This window comes from Planococcus maitriensis (assembly GCF_003289925.1).
Classification (GTDB): Bacteria; Bacillota; Bacilli; order Bacillales_A; family Planococcaceae; genus Planococcus; species Planococcus maitriensis.
Window position 1 is genome coordinate 805,158 of record NZ_QLZQ01000001.1, and the last position, 14,361, is coordinate 819,518.

The window sequence follows — 14,361 nt, forward strand, 5'->3', positions numbered from 1 at the left end:
CTGATGATGAAGAAATTCGCGAAAGCAGAAGAAGCATTATTGGTGCTGACGCTTGTTGCGATGGTCGCCTTGATCTTCGGCCAGGTGGTCGGGCGCTATGTATTCTCCAACGCGCCGAGCTGGACGGAAGAAATGGCGCGCTATATCCATATTTTCCAAGTATGGATCGGCGCAAGCTATGCAGTGAAGCTGCGTGAGCATATCCGTGTGGAAGCTTTCATTACACGGTTCCAAGGGCTCCCTAGAAAGATCCTGGAAACCATTTCCTTGACTGTTTGGTTTGCGATGGCTTTATTCCTGGCGTATTTCGGCACGATTCTGGTCATGCAAAGTTTATCCAACGGTCAAGTGACGCCTGCCATGCAGTTGCCGATGTGGATCCCGTTCTTGGCGATTCCAATCGGCGGCATCGGGATGTGCATACGTTTGATTGTGCAATTGCGCCAAATCTGGAAAGGTGATTACGAAATGCATAAAGACGGGGGTGTCCAGGCATGACAATCGCCCTGTTATTCGGTACTTTATTTGTCTGTTTATTGATTGGCGTGCCGATCGCCATCGCACTCGGCGTATCGGCGCTGACAGCCATTTATTTCGGGACGACGATGCCACTGAGCATCATTACGCAAAAAGCGTTTACTTCGCTGGATTCATTCCCGCTGCTGGCGATTCCGTTCTTCATGCTTGCTGGCGTCTTGATGGGCAAGGGCGGCGTCTCGAAACGCTTGTTGAACCTGGCTTCTGCGATGGTCGGCTGGATGACGGGCGGGCTCAGCATGGTGACGATCGTTGCCTGCATGTTCTTCGCCGCGATCTCCGGCTCCGGCCCAGCGACCGTTGCGGCGATCGGAGGCTTCATGATTCCCGCGATGGTGGCACGGAAATACAGCGGCGGTTTCGCTTCCGCCATAGCGGCGTCTGCCGGGTCGATCGGGGTCATGATCCCGCCGAGTATCCCGTTCGTATTGTATGGGGTCATCGGCAGCGTCTCCGTCGGCAGCATGTTTTTGGCCGGTATTCTGCCGGGGCTGTTGGTCGGTGCGGCGTTGATGCTGACGGCCTATTTGATTTCGAAAAAGCGCGGCTATAAACCGGAACCCGGCAAAGAATCGGAGTTTCATTTAAAGGATGTCGGAAAAGCGTTCTGGGATGCCAAATGGGCGCTGCTTATCCCGGTCATTATCCTTGGCGGCATCTACGGCGGGGTGTTCTCGCCGACAGAAGCGGCAGTTGTCGCAGTAGTGTATGCCATCATTATTGGTAAATTCGTCTATAAGGAACTTACATGGACAGGCTTATATGAAAGTTTCCGTGAAACGATTGTCATCAATGCAACGACGATGATCATCATCGGATTGTCGGTTTCGTTTGCTTATTTCATGACCATCCAGCAAATACCGGGTGAGATTTCCGATTATTTGACGGCTTTATCGACCAATCCATTCGTTATTCTGCTCGCAATTAATGTATTATTGCTCGTAGTGGGCATGTTTATCGACACGATTTCAGCGCTTGTCGTGCTGACGCCAATCTTGCTTCCGATTGTGACAGAAGTGGGCGTGGACCCTGTCCATTTCGGCGTCGTGCTTGTTGCGAACTTGGCGATCGGCTTTGTCACGCCCCCACTCGGCGTCAATTTATTTGTCGCTTCGAGTGTGGGCGGCGTCAAGTTCGAGCGAATCGCTTATGCGGTCCTGCCATTCTTATTCACAATGATAATCTGTTTGCTGGTTATCACGTTCGTCCCGCAGCTCTCCCTATGGCTGCCAGGTCTTTATGAATAAGGGCTATTTCTAATTTAAGAAAGGTTGTTTTTTCTATGAGCATGACAATTAACAAACGGGCGGAGTCGATTGTCTTCTCAGGCATTCGCCAATTCGCCAACCAAATGGTGGATTATCCGGATGCGGTCAATTTGACGGTCGGCCAGCCGGATTTCCCGACACCCGATGCGGTCAAGCAGGCAGGCATCGACGCCATCCGCAATAACCAGACCAATTACACGCATAACGCGGGCGTCCTCGAACTGCGCCAGGCCATCCAGTCTTTTTTCAAGGACAGCTACGGCTTGTCTTACCGGACAGAAGATGAAATCATCGTCACGAATGGCGCAAGTGAAGGATTGGATTCCGTATTCCGGACGATACTGGAAGAAGGCGATGAAGTCATCCTGCCGGCACCGACTTATTCCGGCTATGGGCCATTAGTGGAACTATGCGGCGGCAAAGTCGTCTACTTGGATACATCGGATACCGGCTTCAAACCGGATCCGCAAGCGCTCGAGCAATTGATCAATGAGCGGACCAAGGCGGTGTTGATGAACTTTCCATCAAACCCGACAGGCGTCACGATGACGATGGATGAACTATCCGCTTTAAAAGAAGTCTTCGAACGCCATGAATTGTATATCGTGACAGACGAAATTTACAGTGAAAACACATTTGGCGGAACCCATTGCACATTTGCCTGCTTCGAGAGCTTGCGCGACAAAACGGTTCTCATCCATGGCTTATCGAAATCCCATTCGATGACAGGGTGGCGCATCGGCTATATCCTGGGGCCTGCGGAATTGATGGAACATGTCTTGAAAGTGCATCAATACAACGCAATTTGCGCTTCCGCCCCGGCCCAGTACGCCGCAATTGAAGCATTGACGAACCAGCGGCACGTGCCGGCGGAAATGAACAAAGCCTATATCGAGCGCCGGGATTTCGTTTATGAGCGCTTGAAGGGGATGGGCATTGATGTCATCAAGCCGAACGGGGCTTTCTATATTTTCCCTTCGATTGAAAAATTCGGGCTGCCTTCCTATGAATTTGCTATCCGTTTGTTGAAAGAAGGCGGGGTGGCCGCCGTTCCTGGTTCTGCCTTCACTGAATATGGGGAAGGCTTCCTGCGAATTTCCTATGCATACAGCATGCCGGTATTAGAAGAAGGCATGGATCGGCTGGAAAAGTTTGTATCTACCCTCAATAATAAATAAGTCAATCGGCGATAGCTTCGAACAGCCCGCGGCGGAATACACGCACGGGCTGTTCGAAGCATTTAAGGGCATCGATGGAGTTTAACGCTATCATGATAAGGAAAAATCATATATTCAAGTTAAATGGAATAAGGAAAGGGTTGGTCGACATGGAGCGTTTCTGGGATACACCGGAGAAATTGGAGGATTTGCTGTGCGAGCTGGTCAGCTGGGAAAGTATTTACCTGACGCAAGGAGAGGCGGAATTCCCGGTGAAATTAAAAGGATTATTGGGTGAATTGGATTATTTCAAACAGCATCCGGACCACTTGGAGCTGGGCGAAGTCAACTGGGGCCGCACGTTCCTGACGGCGCTCTATAAACATGAAGAGGCAATGGATACGGTCGTTCTGATCAGCCATTTCGATACGGTGTCGACAGAAGATTATGGGGTTTTGCGCCCTCTTGCCGCAAGCCCGCGCTTGTTGACGCGTGCGCTCCATGACCGGAAGGAAATGCTCACTGAAGAAGCTTTGGCTGATCTCGAATCCGGCAATTATCTGTTCGGCCGCGGCACGATGGATATGAAAGCGGGGCTCGCCTTGCATATGGCCTTGCTCGAAAAGGCGTCTACGGAACATTGGCCGGTCAATCTGGTGCTGCTGACGGTGCCGGATGAGGAAGTCAATTCCAATGGCATGCGCCACGCTGTCCCGTTCCTCTTGGAATTAGCTGAAACGCATCAGCTCCATTACTCCCTGTTCTTGAACGGTGAACCGGTATTCGCCCAGGACCCGAAAGAAAGCGATTTTAAAGTATATAGCGGAAGCATCGGGAAAATCATGCCGAGTGCCTTATTCTATGGGAAAGAAACACATGTCGGCGAACCGCTCAGCGGGCTAACTTCTAATTACATGGCTTCGTATTTAACCCAGGAAATGAGCTGGAACCCGAAATTCCGCGAAATGCTTTACGGCGAAACGTCCCCGCTGCCGGTCACGGTCTTGCAGCGCGATGTTAAAATGGAGTACTCCGCACAGACGCCGTACCGCGCAGTGTCCATGTACAATGTTTTCCTGCTCGAACGCAATGCGGAAGAAACAATGCAAATGTTCGAGGAAACGGCTCGGGAAGCGCTGTCTAAAATGAGCCGCGATTACGTCGAGATGTGCTCGCGTGAAGGAATCGAGCCGGTCAACGAAGTGAAAGTGTTCCGCTTTGAAGAGCTGAAGGAATATGCACTTGAAAAACTGGGCGAAAAAACAGTCGAGCAGATCATGTCGAATGTAACGGAAGATGTGGATCACGACGTACGCGAACAATCCCATGCCATCACCGATCAATTATTGATCCAATGCCACGAGCTGACGCCAGCAGTCATTCTGCTGTTTGCGCCGCCTTATTATCCACCCGTCAATTCGAGTGATTCAGAGCTCGTCCAGAAATGCATCAAGCAAGTGCAGGAAACGGCGCTGGAACGCTTCGGGCTGGAAGTGAAGCAAGGCCATTACTTCAACGGCATCTCCGATTTAAGTTACGTCAATTTCCAGGACCAGAATGAAGGCTGGCAGACATATGAACAAAACACGCCAGTTTACGGCAGAAGCTACAGCGTCCCGTTCGAAGCGATGCAAAAGCTGAAGGCGCCGGTATTGAATGTCGGGCCATTCGGGCGGGATGCGCATCAGCGCACAGAGCGTTTGAACCGCAAGAGTGCATTCGAGGAACTTCCTGTCCTGCTGGAAGATTTGTTGCTGTCTCAATTCACGCCAGTATTGTCGAATAAACAAGCTTAAGCTTCAGCATGCCGGGTAAAGGTAGGCAAAAGGAGCTGATCGGAATGAAGGATGCACAGTTTTTCCATTTTAAAGATGACGGCGCAATACCGAATAATCCCGCTCTTCCGGCGGTCTTATATCCCGGCGCATTCAGCGGGGAGCCAGGCCGGATCGAGCAGGCATTCCAGCAGCACGGTTGGGGCAATACGTGGCAAGGCGGCTTGTTCGGCTATCACCATTACCACAGCAATACACACGAAGCCCTGGGGGTGGTGAGCGGGTCAGCGCGCTTGCAGTTGGGCGGTGAAAGCGGCGAAGAAGTGGAAGTGAAAGCTGGGGACGTATGTGTCCTGCCGGCCGGGACAGGGCATAAACGCTTGTGGGCAAGCGAGGATTTCCGCATTGTCGGGGCGTATCCGGGCGGTGTGGAATACAATTTGAAAACCGGCGAGCCCGATGAGCGGCCATATGTACTCGAGGACATCCGGAATACGCCGCTTCCGAAGAGCGATCCTGTATATGGCGATGTGGGGCCATTGCTTTCCGAGTGGAAGGCATGAATGAAGCAAGGAATAAAAAAAGACGAAGCGCAAGGTGGTTGACCTCGCACTCCGTCTTTTTCGTTTAGGGGATTTCACTGGCCGACAAGTGCCGGGGCGAAAAACTCTTTGTACAATTCATTGAGGATTTTGCTTTCGTCTTCTTTCAGGATGCCGAACACCAGGCTGACTTCCGATGAACCTTGGTTGATCATTTCGATATTGACACCGGTGCGGGCAAAGGCGGCGGCTGCGCGGGCAGTCAGGCCTTTGTTGTTGTTCATGCCTTCACCGACCAACACGATCATCGAGAAATCGTTGCGGATATGGACATCGTCTGCATGAAGTTCGTTCTTTACCCGTTCGATGATGCGCTGTTCTTTTTCGTCATCAAGCTGGTGGCTTCTGAGAATGACCGATAGATTGTCGATGCCGGACGGGATATGTTCATAGGAGATCTCTTCTTCTTCAAGGATCTGCAAAAGCTTGCGGCCGAATCCGACTTCGCGGTTCATCAAATACTTGCCGACATATAATGTGGAGAAGCCGCTGTCCGCGGAAATACCGGTAACGGGGTGCGGTGAGCTGGCGCGTTCCGCAACGATCATCGTTCCGGGCGCAGACGGATTATTGGTGTTGCGGATGCACAGCGGCACGGATGCCCGGTATGCAGGCATCAAAGCTTCATCGTGAAGGACTGCGAATCCGGCATAGGACAATTCACGCATTTCACGGTACGTCATCTGCTCGATTTCCACGGGGTTATCGACGACTTGGGGATTGGCTGCAAACACACAGTCGACATCCGTGAAGTTCTCATACAGCTCGGCCTTGACGGCAGCTGCCAGGATGGACCCCGTGATATCGGAGCCGCCCCGGTCAAACGTCCGGAGCATTCCCGATTTCGTGTAGGCGAAAAATCCGGGGAAGACAGTGATCGACGGTTTGCTGCTTAGAGCGGAAAGCCGGCCGTAGGATTCCGGCAAAGCCTGTGCGCGTTCCGGCGGGTCGTTGACGAACAAGCCAGCTGTGTGCGGATTGACATATTCCGCCTGCATTCCGATGGAAGTGAAATAAGCGGCGATCAATTTCGCAGAATTGTCTTCCCCCGCCGCTTTGATCGAGTCGATATACAAATCATGCTGGCCGCTGTCTGCACGCAAGCGGCCTGTGAGGTCAGCACGGATGATGTCGATGATATCCCGGTCGAGGCCGAGTTCATCTGCGATTTCCGTGTAACGGTCAATGACTGCCTGCAAGGGCTGCTGGATGGATTCGCCCATTAATGCGGCGGACGCGAGACGGATGAGCAGGTCGGTCACTTTTACATCTCCACTATGGCGTTTGCCTGGAGCTGAGACGACCACAATCCGGCGTGCCTGGTCCGCTTTGATGATACTTGCGACTTTTCTGATTTGCTGCGCGCTAGCGACTGAAGTTCCACCGAATTTGCATACTTTCATCCTATCAAGTCCCATCTTTTTTAATAGTCTGTGAAAAGGGTTGTTTTCACTAAAATATAATACTATAATGTCTCTATGACAAAAACAGCTGTTTTTTCACAGTGTACACACCATGGGAGGAATCGTCAATGAAAAATGAAATTTCAATCGGATTATTAGGTTTCGGGACAGTAGGGGGCGGCGTGGCAAAGATCATCCAGGAGCATCAGGAAGATCTGCAACATAAACTTGGCGCTCAAGTCGCGATCCGAAAAGTGTTGGTGCGTGATGCCGGGAAAGACCGGCCGTCGGGCCTCGATCCGAATATCTTCACGACAGATATTGAAGAAATCTTGAATGATTCTTCCCTCGACATAATTGTGGAAGTGATGGGCGGTATCGAAGGCGCCAGAGCCGCGATGGAACAAGCGTTGAAATCGGGCAAGCAAGTCGTGACCGCCAATAAGGACGTCATGGCGGAATATGGCCATGATTTATTGAAACTGGCAGACGCAGAGAAATGCGATCTTTTCTATGAAGCGAGTGTAGCCGGCGGAATCCCGATTATCCGCACGCTAGAAGACGGCCTGGCTTCCGACCGCATCTCGAGCATGATGGGAATCGTCAACGGGACAACGAACTTCATCTTGACGAAAATGAAGCAGGAAAAGAAAAGCTATGAAGATGCGCTTGCGGAAGCGACCGAACTCGGCTTTGCAGAAGCTGACCCGACAGCGGATGTCGGGGGCCTCGATGCAGCGCGCAAGATGGTCATCTTATCCTCGCTCGCTTATTCGACAGAAGTGAAGCTGGATGATGTCAACATCCGCGGCATGGAAACGATCAAGGACGGCGATGTGGAGATGGGCGAGAGCCTCGGCTATACGATGAAAATGGTCGGCTCTTCGACAAAGGATGAAGACGGCATCGATGTTTCGGTTGAACCGATTTTCCTGGCGAACAGCCATCCTCTGGCTTCGGTCAATAATGAATTCAATGCGGTTTATATCTATGGCGATGCGGTCGGTGAAACGATGCTTTACGGGCCGGGGGCCGGATCGTTGCCGACAGCGACATCTGTCGTATCCGATATCATCGCCGCCTGCAGGAACTTGCTTCTTGGAGTGAACGGGAAACGTGAACACGCAGCCCAGCACGAACGCGTGATCAAGCCTGCGGATAAAAGCTGTTCGAAATATTTCCACCGTTTGCTCGTGGACGATGTCGTCGGCGTATTGTCCAAAGTGAGCGCCATCTACAGCAAGCACGGCGCAAGCATCCAGTCCATCGTACAGAACCCGGCGACTAATGAGACGGAAGGAAAAGCGGAGCTCATTTTGAAAACGCATGAAATTTCCCGCCAGCAGCATTTGGATGTCTTGAAAGAACTTGAAGGGATGGCAAGCCTGATCAGCCATTACCGCATTGAAGGGGAGGATGCAGCATGAGATGGCCTGGACTGATCGAACAATACAAAGAGTGGCTTCCGGTGACGGAAGCTACACCTTCACTGACATTGCAGGAAGGCAATACACCGCTAATCCATCTCGAGAAACTATCTGCTGATTGGGGCATCGAGGTCTATGCGAAAATCGAAGGTGCCAACCCGACCGGTTCCTTCAAGGATCGCGGCATGGTCATGGCGGTCGCCAAGGCGAAAGAAGAAGGCAAAAGCGTCCTTGTTTGTGCATCCACAGGAAATACATCGGCTTCGGCCGCTGCATACGGTGCGAGAGCGGGCATGCGGACGATCGTCGTCATTCCGGAAGGCCGCATTGCCCTTGGGAAATTGGCCCAGGCGAAAATGTACGGAGCGGAAATCCTGGAGATTAAAGGGAATTTCGATGAAGCCTTGGAAATGGTCCGCGAAATCGGCAAGGAACCGGGCATCGCCCTTGTCAATTCCGTCAACCCGTACCGTCTTGAAGGCCAGAAGACAATCGCTTTCGAAGTGATCGAGCAGCTCGGGAAAGTGCCGGACTTGTTTGCGCTTCCTGTCGGCAATGCCGGCAATATTTCCGCCGCTTGGAAAGGCTTCACAGAATATGCGGAACGTACTGGCGAAAAACGCCCTGAACTGCTGGGTGTCCAGGCTGAAGGCGCTTCGCCGATTGTCCAGAATAAAATAGTGGAACAGCCGGAAACGGTCGCGACGGCGATCCGCATCGGCAATCCGGCGAGCTGGCAATTGGCACTCAATGCACTCGATGAATCGAATGGCACCATCTTGGCAAGAAGCGACGACAAAATTCTCGAAGCATACCAGTTGCTTGCCAAGACAGAAGGCGTCTTTGCGGAACCGGCATCCTGCGCATCTATTGCGGGACTCAAAAAACAAGTTGAAGACGGCCTCATCAAAAAAGGGTCGACTGTCGTCTGCGTGTTGACAGGGAACGGTTTGAAAGACCCCGCAACAGCAATTGAAGTCAGCAAACAGGATGGCATGCTCGAAGCGGCGAACATGGAACAGTTTTGGGAGGAGTTAAAAAAGGAGGTCAAAGTATGAGCGGTAAAGAGTTTTCGATAGCAGTACCTGCATCCACTGCCAATTTGGGCCCGGGATTCGATTCCATCGGCCTTGCCCTGGACCTCCATATGAATATTCATGTGTCGCCTGCCGATTCGTGGCAGTTAGATTATAAAACACCTGAATACGCCCATCTGTCCGGTGTCGAAGATAATTTGATCCTGCAGGCAGCGGAACGCACTGCTGCGGCCTACGGTAAAGAATTGCCTGCAGCCAAACTGGAAATCGAGACAGATATCCCGCTCGGGCGGGGGCTGGGCAGCAGCGCTTCTGCCATTGCAGCCGGCATTGAATTGGCCAATCGTTTGCTTGGCCTGCATATGTCCGATCAGGAAAAAGTCCAAATCGGCACGGAGATGGAAGGCCATCCGGACAATATATCCGCATCGCTACTCGGTGGATTGACCATTTCCTATTACGATGAACAGCAGATCGAGACTGTGCATGTCGAACAAGTCGATATCGGGGTCGTGCTATTGATCCCACAGGAAATTTTCCTGACAGAAGAGTCAAGAAGCTTATTGCCTGAACAACTTGACCACGCCGAAAGCGTGCGGGGAAGTGCTGCGGCCAACGTGCTATCGGCAGCGATGGTACGTGGCGATTGGGAAAAAGCCGGCAAGCTCATGAGCAAAGATACATTCCATCAGCCTTATCGCCAAAATCGCTTTCCGGACTTTGAGGAAATCGGTGAGGCCTGCCGTAAACTGGGGGCTTTCGGATATGCAATCAGCGGGGCGGGACCGTCCCTTTTCATCCCGGTCAGTGCTGGAGATGAACAACGAATCGCCGGGGCGCTCAGCGAGCTATTCCCGCATTATGAAAGTATGGCCATGAAGCCGGCTCAAGCCGGAACGAAATCATGTGAAACAGTGGCATAACGAAAAGCTCCGGATCAGCTGATCCGGAGCTTTTTTGCGGTTGAGCCGCCATGTCTATAGTTTGATCGAGATGTATTTGGTTTCGAGGAATGCGTCAAGCCCTTCCTGTCCGCCTTCCCGGCCGATGCCGCTTTCTTTCATCCCGCCGAATGGGGCTTGCGCGGTGGATGGCAAGCCGTCGTTCCAGCCGACGATGCCGTATTCGAGGTTCTCGGCGATGAAGGTGCCACGCGACATGCTTTCCGTGAAGAAGTAAGAGGCCAGGCCGAAGCGGCTGTCGTTTGCGAGCTTGACCGCTTCCTCGTCGGTTTTGAAGCTCATGACCGGCGCGACCGGCCCGAAGGTTTCCTCGTTCATGACAAGCATATCCGCTTTCGCATCAACCAGCACGGTCGGGTTATAGAAATAGGCGTCACCTGCCGATTTGCCGTCTCCGCCGACCAGTACTTTTGCGCCTTTATCGACTGCGTCTTTTACGTGGCGTTCCACTTTTTCGTAACCATCCTTGTCGACGAGTGGGCCGATATCCACTCCGTCTTCAAGGCCATTGCCGACTTTCAATTGGCCGACTGCTTGCTTGAGTTTCTCGGAAAATTCTTCGACGATTCCTTCCTGGACGTAAATGCGGTTGCCGCATACGCAAGTCTGCCCGGCGTTACGGAATTTTGACGCCATGACGCCTTCGACCGCTTTGTCGATATCCGCATCATCAAGGACGATGATCGGCGCGTGCCCCCCAAGCTCCAATGACAGGTTCAGCATCGTCTCGGCGCCTTGCTTCATCAATTCCTTGCCGATTTCAGTCGATCCGGTGAAGGTCAGCTTGCGGACCGATGGGTGGCTCGTAAATACTTTGCCGATTTCGGATGCGCTGCCGGTCACCAGGTTGATGACGCCTTTCGGGAATCCGGCTTCTTCTGCGAGTTCAAATATGCGCACCGCTGTGAGCGGCGTCATCTTCGCGGGTTTCGAGACGAAGGTGCAGCCGGCTGCGAGAGCGGGCGCCATTTTCCGTGCCATCATGGCAGCGGGAAAGTTCCACGGGGTGATGGATGCGACTACGCCTACCGGCTGCTTGTTGATTTGGATCCGTTTGCCATCTTTGGTTGCGGGAATGGTCCGGCCATATACCCGTTTGCCTTCTTCGGCGAACCAGGAAATGAACGAGGCGGAATACTCCACTTCACCGATCGCTTCTTTCAGAGGCTTGCCCATTTCCTTGGTCAGGATTTCCCCGACTTCTTCTTTATGGTCCAATAGGAGATCGTGCCATTTCATTAAAAGTTCTGCGCGTTCATAGGCCGTTGTCTTCGACCAGGAAGAAAATGCCGCAGCGGCAGCTTCGACAGCTTCAGTCGCTTCGGCTTCGCCGCCGTTTGGGACAGTGCCGACTTGTTCACCGGTCGCCGGGTTCATGACTTTGATTGAATCATTACCGTTATCTGTCCATTCGCCATTTATATAGTGTTTGCCGTTCATCCATAACTCCTCCTTAAATTATGCTTCTTGTAGTCAATACCTCTACTGGAAATTGTCTAAACTTGCGGCAATTCATGCAGAGGAAGCTCCAGGCTTGAAAATCCAAGGAAAAAAATTAAGCAGTGACGAAGAAAATTCACATTTATGAAATACGCAATATATCGCTGTTGGTTGCGCTTACATGAAAAATGAGCGTTAATACAATTTAAAGTTATTTCAAAATAGTCTATAAATTATATTTCCGAACCTGAAATTCTGTGCTACTATTGCTTAAAACTAATAAGCTTCTTAAAAAACTTGCTTTCGTATAATGTTTTGAAGCTGAGAGAGGAATGAACTACAATGCCCCAAATGTTAGCCTTAGCCATTATGGCTTTCATCCTGTTTATTGGAGAACTGATCTCCATCCGCACCAAAGCCTGGATTCCATCGATTTTTGTCAGCGGGGTATTGTTCTTGATCGGATATTGGACGTTCTTCCCCGAAGATATCGTGACCATCGGCGGGATTCCGCCGGTCGTCGCCACATTGCTGATCTATCTGCTGATCACCAACATGGGGACTTTATTATCGCTGGATGAATTGAAAAAGCAATGGCGCACGATTTTGATCGCCTTGTCCGGGATTTTGGGGATTGTCGTGTTCCTGCTGTCCATCGGCACGCTGCTGTTCGATTTCCAGACGGTCATCGTCGCGATTCCGCCGCTTGTCGGAGGTTTGGTGTCTGCATTGATCATGTCGGAAGGGGCAACTGCTGCAGGGCTCCCGACGCTCGCTGTATTCGCTATCGTCATTTACGTCATCCAAGGTTTTGCCGGCTATCCGCTCACATCCGTCATGTTGAAACGGGAAGGCCGCAATTTGCTGCAGAAATACCGCAATAACGAATTGACGGATTATGAACCTTTAGCTGTGGGAACGGCGGAAGAGAAAGTGCAGGATGAAAAACCGAAACTATTCGCTGCGCTGCCGGAGAAATACAATACCGATTTCTTCAAATTCTTCCGCCTTGCGTTAGTGGGGTATGCAGCCTATCTGGTGTCGACACTCGCAGCACCTGTAGTTGAGATCAGCCCTTACGTGTTGTGCCTGTTATTTGGGGTATTAGCCCGTTCGATCGGCTTCCTGGAGCGCCATCCGCTGCAGAAAGCGAACGGTTTCGGCTTTGCGATCATGGCTTTATTGCTGTTCATCTTCGACGGCTTGAAAACCGCGACGCCGCAAATGATGCTCGAGATCCTCTATCCATTGATCGGCTCCATCATCATCGGCCTGATCGGCATGTACATCTTCTCGTTCATCATCGGGAAGATCCTTAAAGTCAGCAAGGAAATGGCGTTCGCTTGTTCGTTGACGGCGCTATACGGATTCCCGGCAGATTATATCATCACTGTCGAAGTCATCAATGCATTGACACAAGATGAAAAAGAACGCGAAATGCTGACAAGCCGCATGCTGCCGCCGATGCTTGTTGCCGGGTTCATTACGGTCACCATCGTGTCGGTCATCCTGGCAGGGATCTTCGTCGGATTCCTGTAGGAGAAAACTAGGAGGTTATGGAAATGATTCTTGGAAAAATCAAACAATACATTGCAGAACATAACGAAGAATTGACCGAGATCCGGAGAAAACTTCACAATGAACCGGAGTTGTCATGGGAAGAGCACAATACAACGCAATACGTCTTTAACTATTTAACTGGACTGGGCATCGAATGCCGCAAGACCGAACCGACTGGTGTCATCGGGGAGTTGGCCGGTGCTAAACCTGGCAAGACCGTTGCGCTGAGAGCGGATATGGATGCATTATCCGTAGAGGAATTGAATGCGGATTTGCCATACCGATCCAAAGAACAAGGGAAAATGCATGCATGCGGCCATGATGCGCATACAGCGATGCTGTTGATTGCCGCAAAAGCGCTCGTATCGGTCAAAGGCCAGCTCGAAGGGACGGTCAGGTTCCTGTTCCAGCCGGCAGAGGAAGTCGCGACAGGCGCGAGGGAAATGGTAAAACAGGGCGCGATGGAAGGCGTCGATAATGTGTTCGGGATGCACATCTGGTCGCAGAGCCCGACCGGCAAGATATCATGTACGGCTGGCCCGTCATTCGCGTCCGCTGACATTTTCAATGTCCGCTTCACTGGCCGCGGCGGCCATGGAGCCATGCCCCAAGATTGCATCGATGCATCGGTGATGGCTTCCGCGTTCGTCATGAATGCCCAATCGATCGTCTCCCGGACCATCGACCCGAAGCAGCCCGCCGTCGTCACTGTAGGGAAAATGACGGTCGGCACGCGGTTCAATGTCATCGCAGAAAACGCAGTGATCGAAGGGACCGTCCGCTGTTTCGACCCGGAAGTGCGCGACCATATCGAGAAGCAGCTCGAAGTGTATACCAGAAATACTGCCGAACTCTACGGTGGGGCTGCTGAACTGGAATATATCCGCGGCACGCAGGCGGTCATCAATGAAACGGAAAGTTCACGATTGGCCCGATCGGTAGCAGCGGAAGCTTTCGGGGAAGATGCCTTGTACCATGAAGAGCCGACGATGGGCGGAGAAGATTTCTCATTCTTTTTGGACGAAGCGCCAGGCTGTTTCGCATTGGTCGGAGCGGGGAATCCAGAGAAAGACACAGAATGGGCGCATCATCATGGGCGATTCAATATCGATGAAGATGCGCTTTCAACCGGCGCGGAACTGTATGCGCAATACGCTTATAGTTATTTGAATGAAAAATAACCGAATCGATGG

General features: G+C 51.8%; 12 protein-coding genes. 10 read left to right on the top strand and 2 right to left on the bottom strand.

The genetic code is table 11. From position 1 onward, the window contains the following. Positions 1-3: 3 nt before the first annotated feature. The 5 genes from DP119_RS03875 (at position 4) to DP119_RS03895 (ending at position 5,300) form a co-directional block, all read left to right on the top strand. Positions 4-498: a TRAP transporter small permease gene (locus DP119_RS03875; protein ID WP_068869636.1), complete on the top strand. Its 495-nt coding sequence runs from the start codon at positions 4-6 to the stop codon at positions 496-498. Beyond that, positions 495-1,784, top strand: coding sequence for a TRAP transporter large permease (locus DP119_RS03880; protein WP_112231019.1), 1,290 nt, complete (start codon positions 495-497; stop codon positions 1,782-1,784). Before DP119_RS03875 ends, DP119_RS03880 begins: the two co-directional genes overlap by 4 nt. Positions 1,785-1,819: 35 nt before the next feature. Then, positions 1,820-2,983: an aminotransferase class I/II-fold pyridoxal phosphate-dependent enzyme gene (locus DP119_RS03885; protein ID WP_112231021.1), complete on the top strand. Its 1,164-nt coding sequence runs from the start codon at positions 1,820-1,822 to the stop codon at positions 2,981-2,983. Positions 2,984-3,132: 149 nt separating this feature from the next. Beyond that, on the top strand, positions 3,133-4,758 hold the full coding sequence (locus DP119_RS03890) for a M20/M25/M40 family metallo-hydrolase (RefSeq protein WP_112231024.1): 1,626 nt from the start codon (positions 3,133-3,135) through the stop codon (positions 4,756-4,758). Between the two features lie 44 nt (positions 4,759-4,802). Then, positions 4,803-5,300, top strand: a complete 498-nt coding sequence (locus tag DP119_RS03895; protein WP_112231026.1) for a cupin domain-containing protein — start codon at positions 4,803-4,805, stop codon at positions 5,298-5,300. Between the two features lie 74 nt (positions 5,301-5,374). Here the strand turns inward: DP119_RS03895 and DP119_RS03900 are convergent, their stop codons facing one another. Continuing rightward, a complete protein-coding gene (locus tag DP119_RS03900; protein ID WP_112231028.1) occupies positions 5,375-6,742 on the bottom strand; it encodes an aspartate kinase in 1,368 nt (455 codons plus the stop codon). Between the two features lie 128 nt (positions 6,743-6,870). Between DP119_RS03900 and DP119_RS03905 the strand changes: the two genes are divergently transcribed. Genes DP119_RS03905 through thrB form a run of 3 tightly spaced genes read left to right on the top strand, consistent with a single transcriptional unit; the run spans position 6,871 to position 10,129 of the window. Beyond that, complete coding sequence (locus tag DP119_RS03905; RefSeq protein ID WP_112231030.1) at positions 6,871-8,169, top strand: homoserine dehydrogenase; 1,299 nt, start codon at positions 6,871-6,873, stop codon at positions 8,167-8,169. Next, positions 8,166-9,227 (top strand): threonine synthase, encoded by a 1,062-nt coding sequence (gene thrC, locus DP119_RS03910; RefSeq protein ID WP_112231032.1) that lies wholly within the window; start codon positions 8,166-8,168, stop codon positions 9,225-9,227. Before DP119_RS03905 ends, thrC begins: the two co-directional genes overlap by 4 nt. Further along, on the top strand, positions 9,224-10,129 hold the full coding sequence (thrB, locus tag DP119_RS03915) for a homoserine kinase (RefSeq protein ID WP_112231034.1): 906 nt from the start codon (positions 9,224-9,226) through the stop codon (positions 10,127-10,129). The genes thrC and thrB overlap by 4 nt, the downstream gene beginning before the upstream one ends. A 54-nt stretch (positions 10,130-10,183) precedes the next feature. On the opposite strand, the gene DP119_RS03920 is transcribed toward thrB, so the two are convergent. Beyond that, complete coding sequence (locus DP119_RS03920) at positions 10,184-11,608, bottom strand: NAD-dependent succinate-semialdehyde dehydrogenase (RefSeq protein WP_112231036.1); 1,425 nt, start codon at positions 11,606-11,608, stop codon at positions 10,184-10,186. Between the two features lie 342 nt (positions 11,609-11,950). On the opposite strand from DP119_RS03920, the gene DP119_RS03925 reads away from it, so the two are divergent. Then, a complete protein-coding gene (locus DP119_RS03925) occupies positions 11,951-13,147 on the top strand; it encodes a hypothetical protein (protein WP_112231038.1) in 1,197 nt (398 codons plus the stop codon). Between the two features lie 23 nt (positions 13,148-13,170). Then, the gene (locus DP119_RS03930; RefSeq protein ID WP_112231040.1) at positions 13,171-14,349 is read left to right on the top strand and encodes an amidohydrolase; all 1,179 of its coding nucleotides are present in this window, start codon (positions 13,171-13,173) and stop codon (positions 14,347-14,349) included. Positions 14,350-14,361 lie beyond the last annotated feature (12 nt).

Coding starts and splice junctions, on each gene's coding strand:
- DP119_RS03885 (WP_112231021.1), top strand. CDS start 1,820: ATGAGCATGACAATTAACAAACGGGCGGAGTCGATTGTCTTCTCAGGC.
- DP119_RS03900 (WP_112231028.1), bottom strand. CDS start 6,742: ATGAAAGTATGCAAATTCGGTGGAACTTCAGTCGCTAGCGCGCAGCAA.
- thrB (WP_112231034.1), top strand. CDS start 9,224: ATGAGCGGTAAAGAGTTTTCGATAGCAGTACCTGCATCCACTGCCAAT.
- DP119_RS03920 (WP_112231036.1), bottom strand. CDS start 11,608: ATGAACGGCAAACACTATATAAATGGCGAATGGACAGATAACGGTAAT.
- DP119_RS03875 (WP_068869636.1), top strand. CDS start 4: ATGATGAAGAAATTCGCGAAAGCAGAAGAAGCATTATTGGTGCTGACG.
- DP119_RS03895 (WP_112231026.1), top strand. CDS start 4,803: ATGAAGGATGCACAGTTTTTCCATTTTAAAGATGACGGCGCAATACCG.
- DP119_RS03925 (WP_112231038.1), top strand. CDS start 11,951: ATGCCCCAAATGTTAGCCTTAGCCATTATGGCTTTCATCCTGTTTATT.
- DP119_RS03890 (WP_112231024.1), top strand. CDS start 3,133: ATGGAGCGTTTCTGGGATACACCGGAGAAATTGGAGGATTTGCTGTGC.
- DP119_RS03905 (WP_112231030.1), top strand. CDS start 6,871: ATGAAAAATGAAATTTCAATCGGATTATTAGGTTTCGGGACAGTAGGG.
- DP119_RS03880 (WP_112231019.1), top strand. CDS start 495: ATGACAATCGCCCTGTTATTCGGTACTTTATTTGTCTGTTTATTGATT.
- thrC (WP_112231032.1), top strand. CDS start 8,166: ATGAGATGGCCTGGACTGATCGAACAATACAAAGAGTGGCTTCCGGTG.
- DP119_RS03930 (WP_112231040.1), top strand. CDS start 13,171: ATGATTCTTGGAAAAATCAAACAATACATTGCAGAACATAACGAAGAA.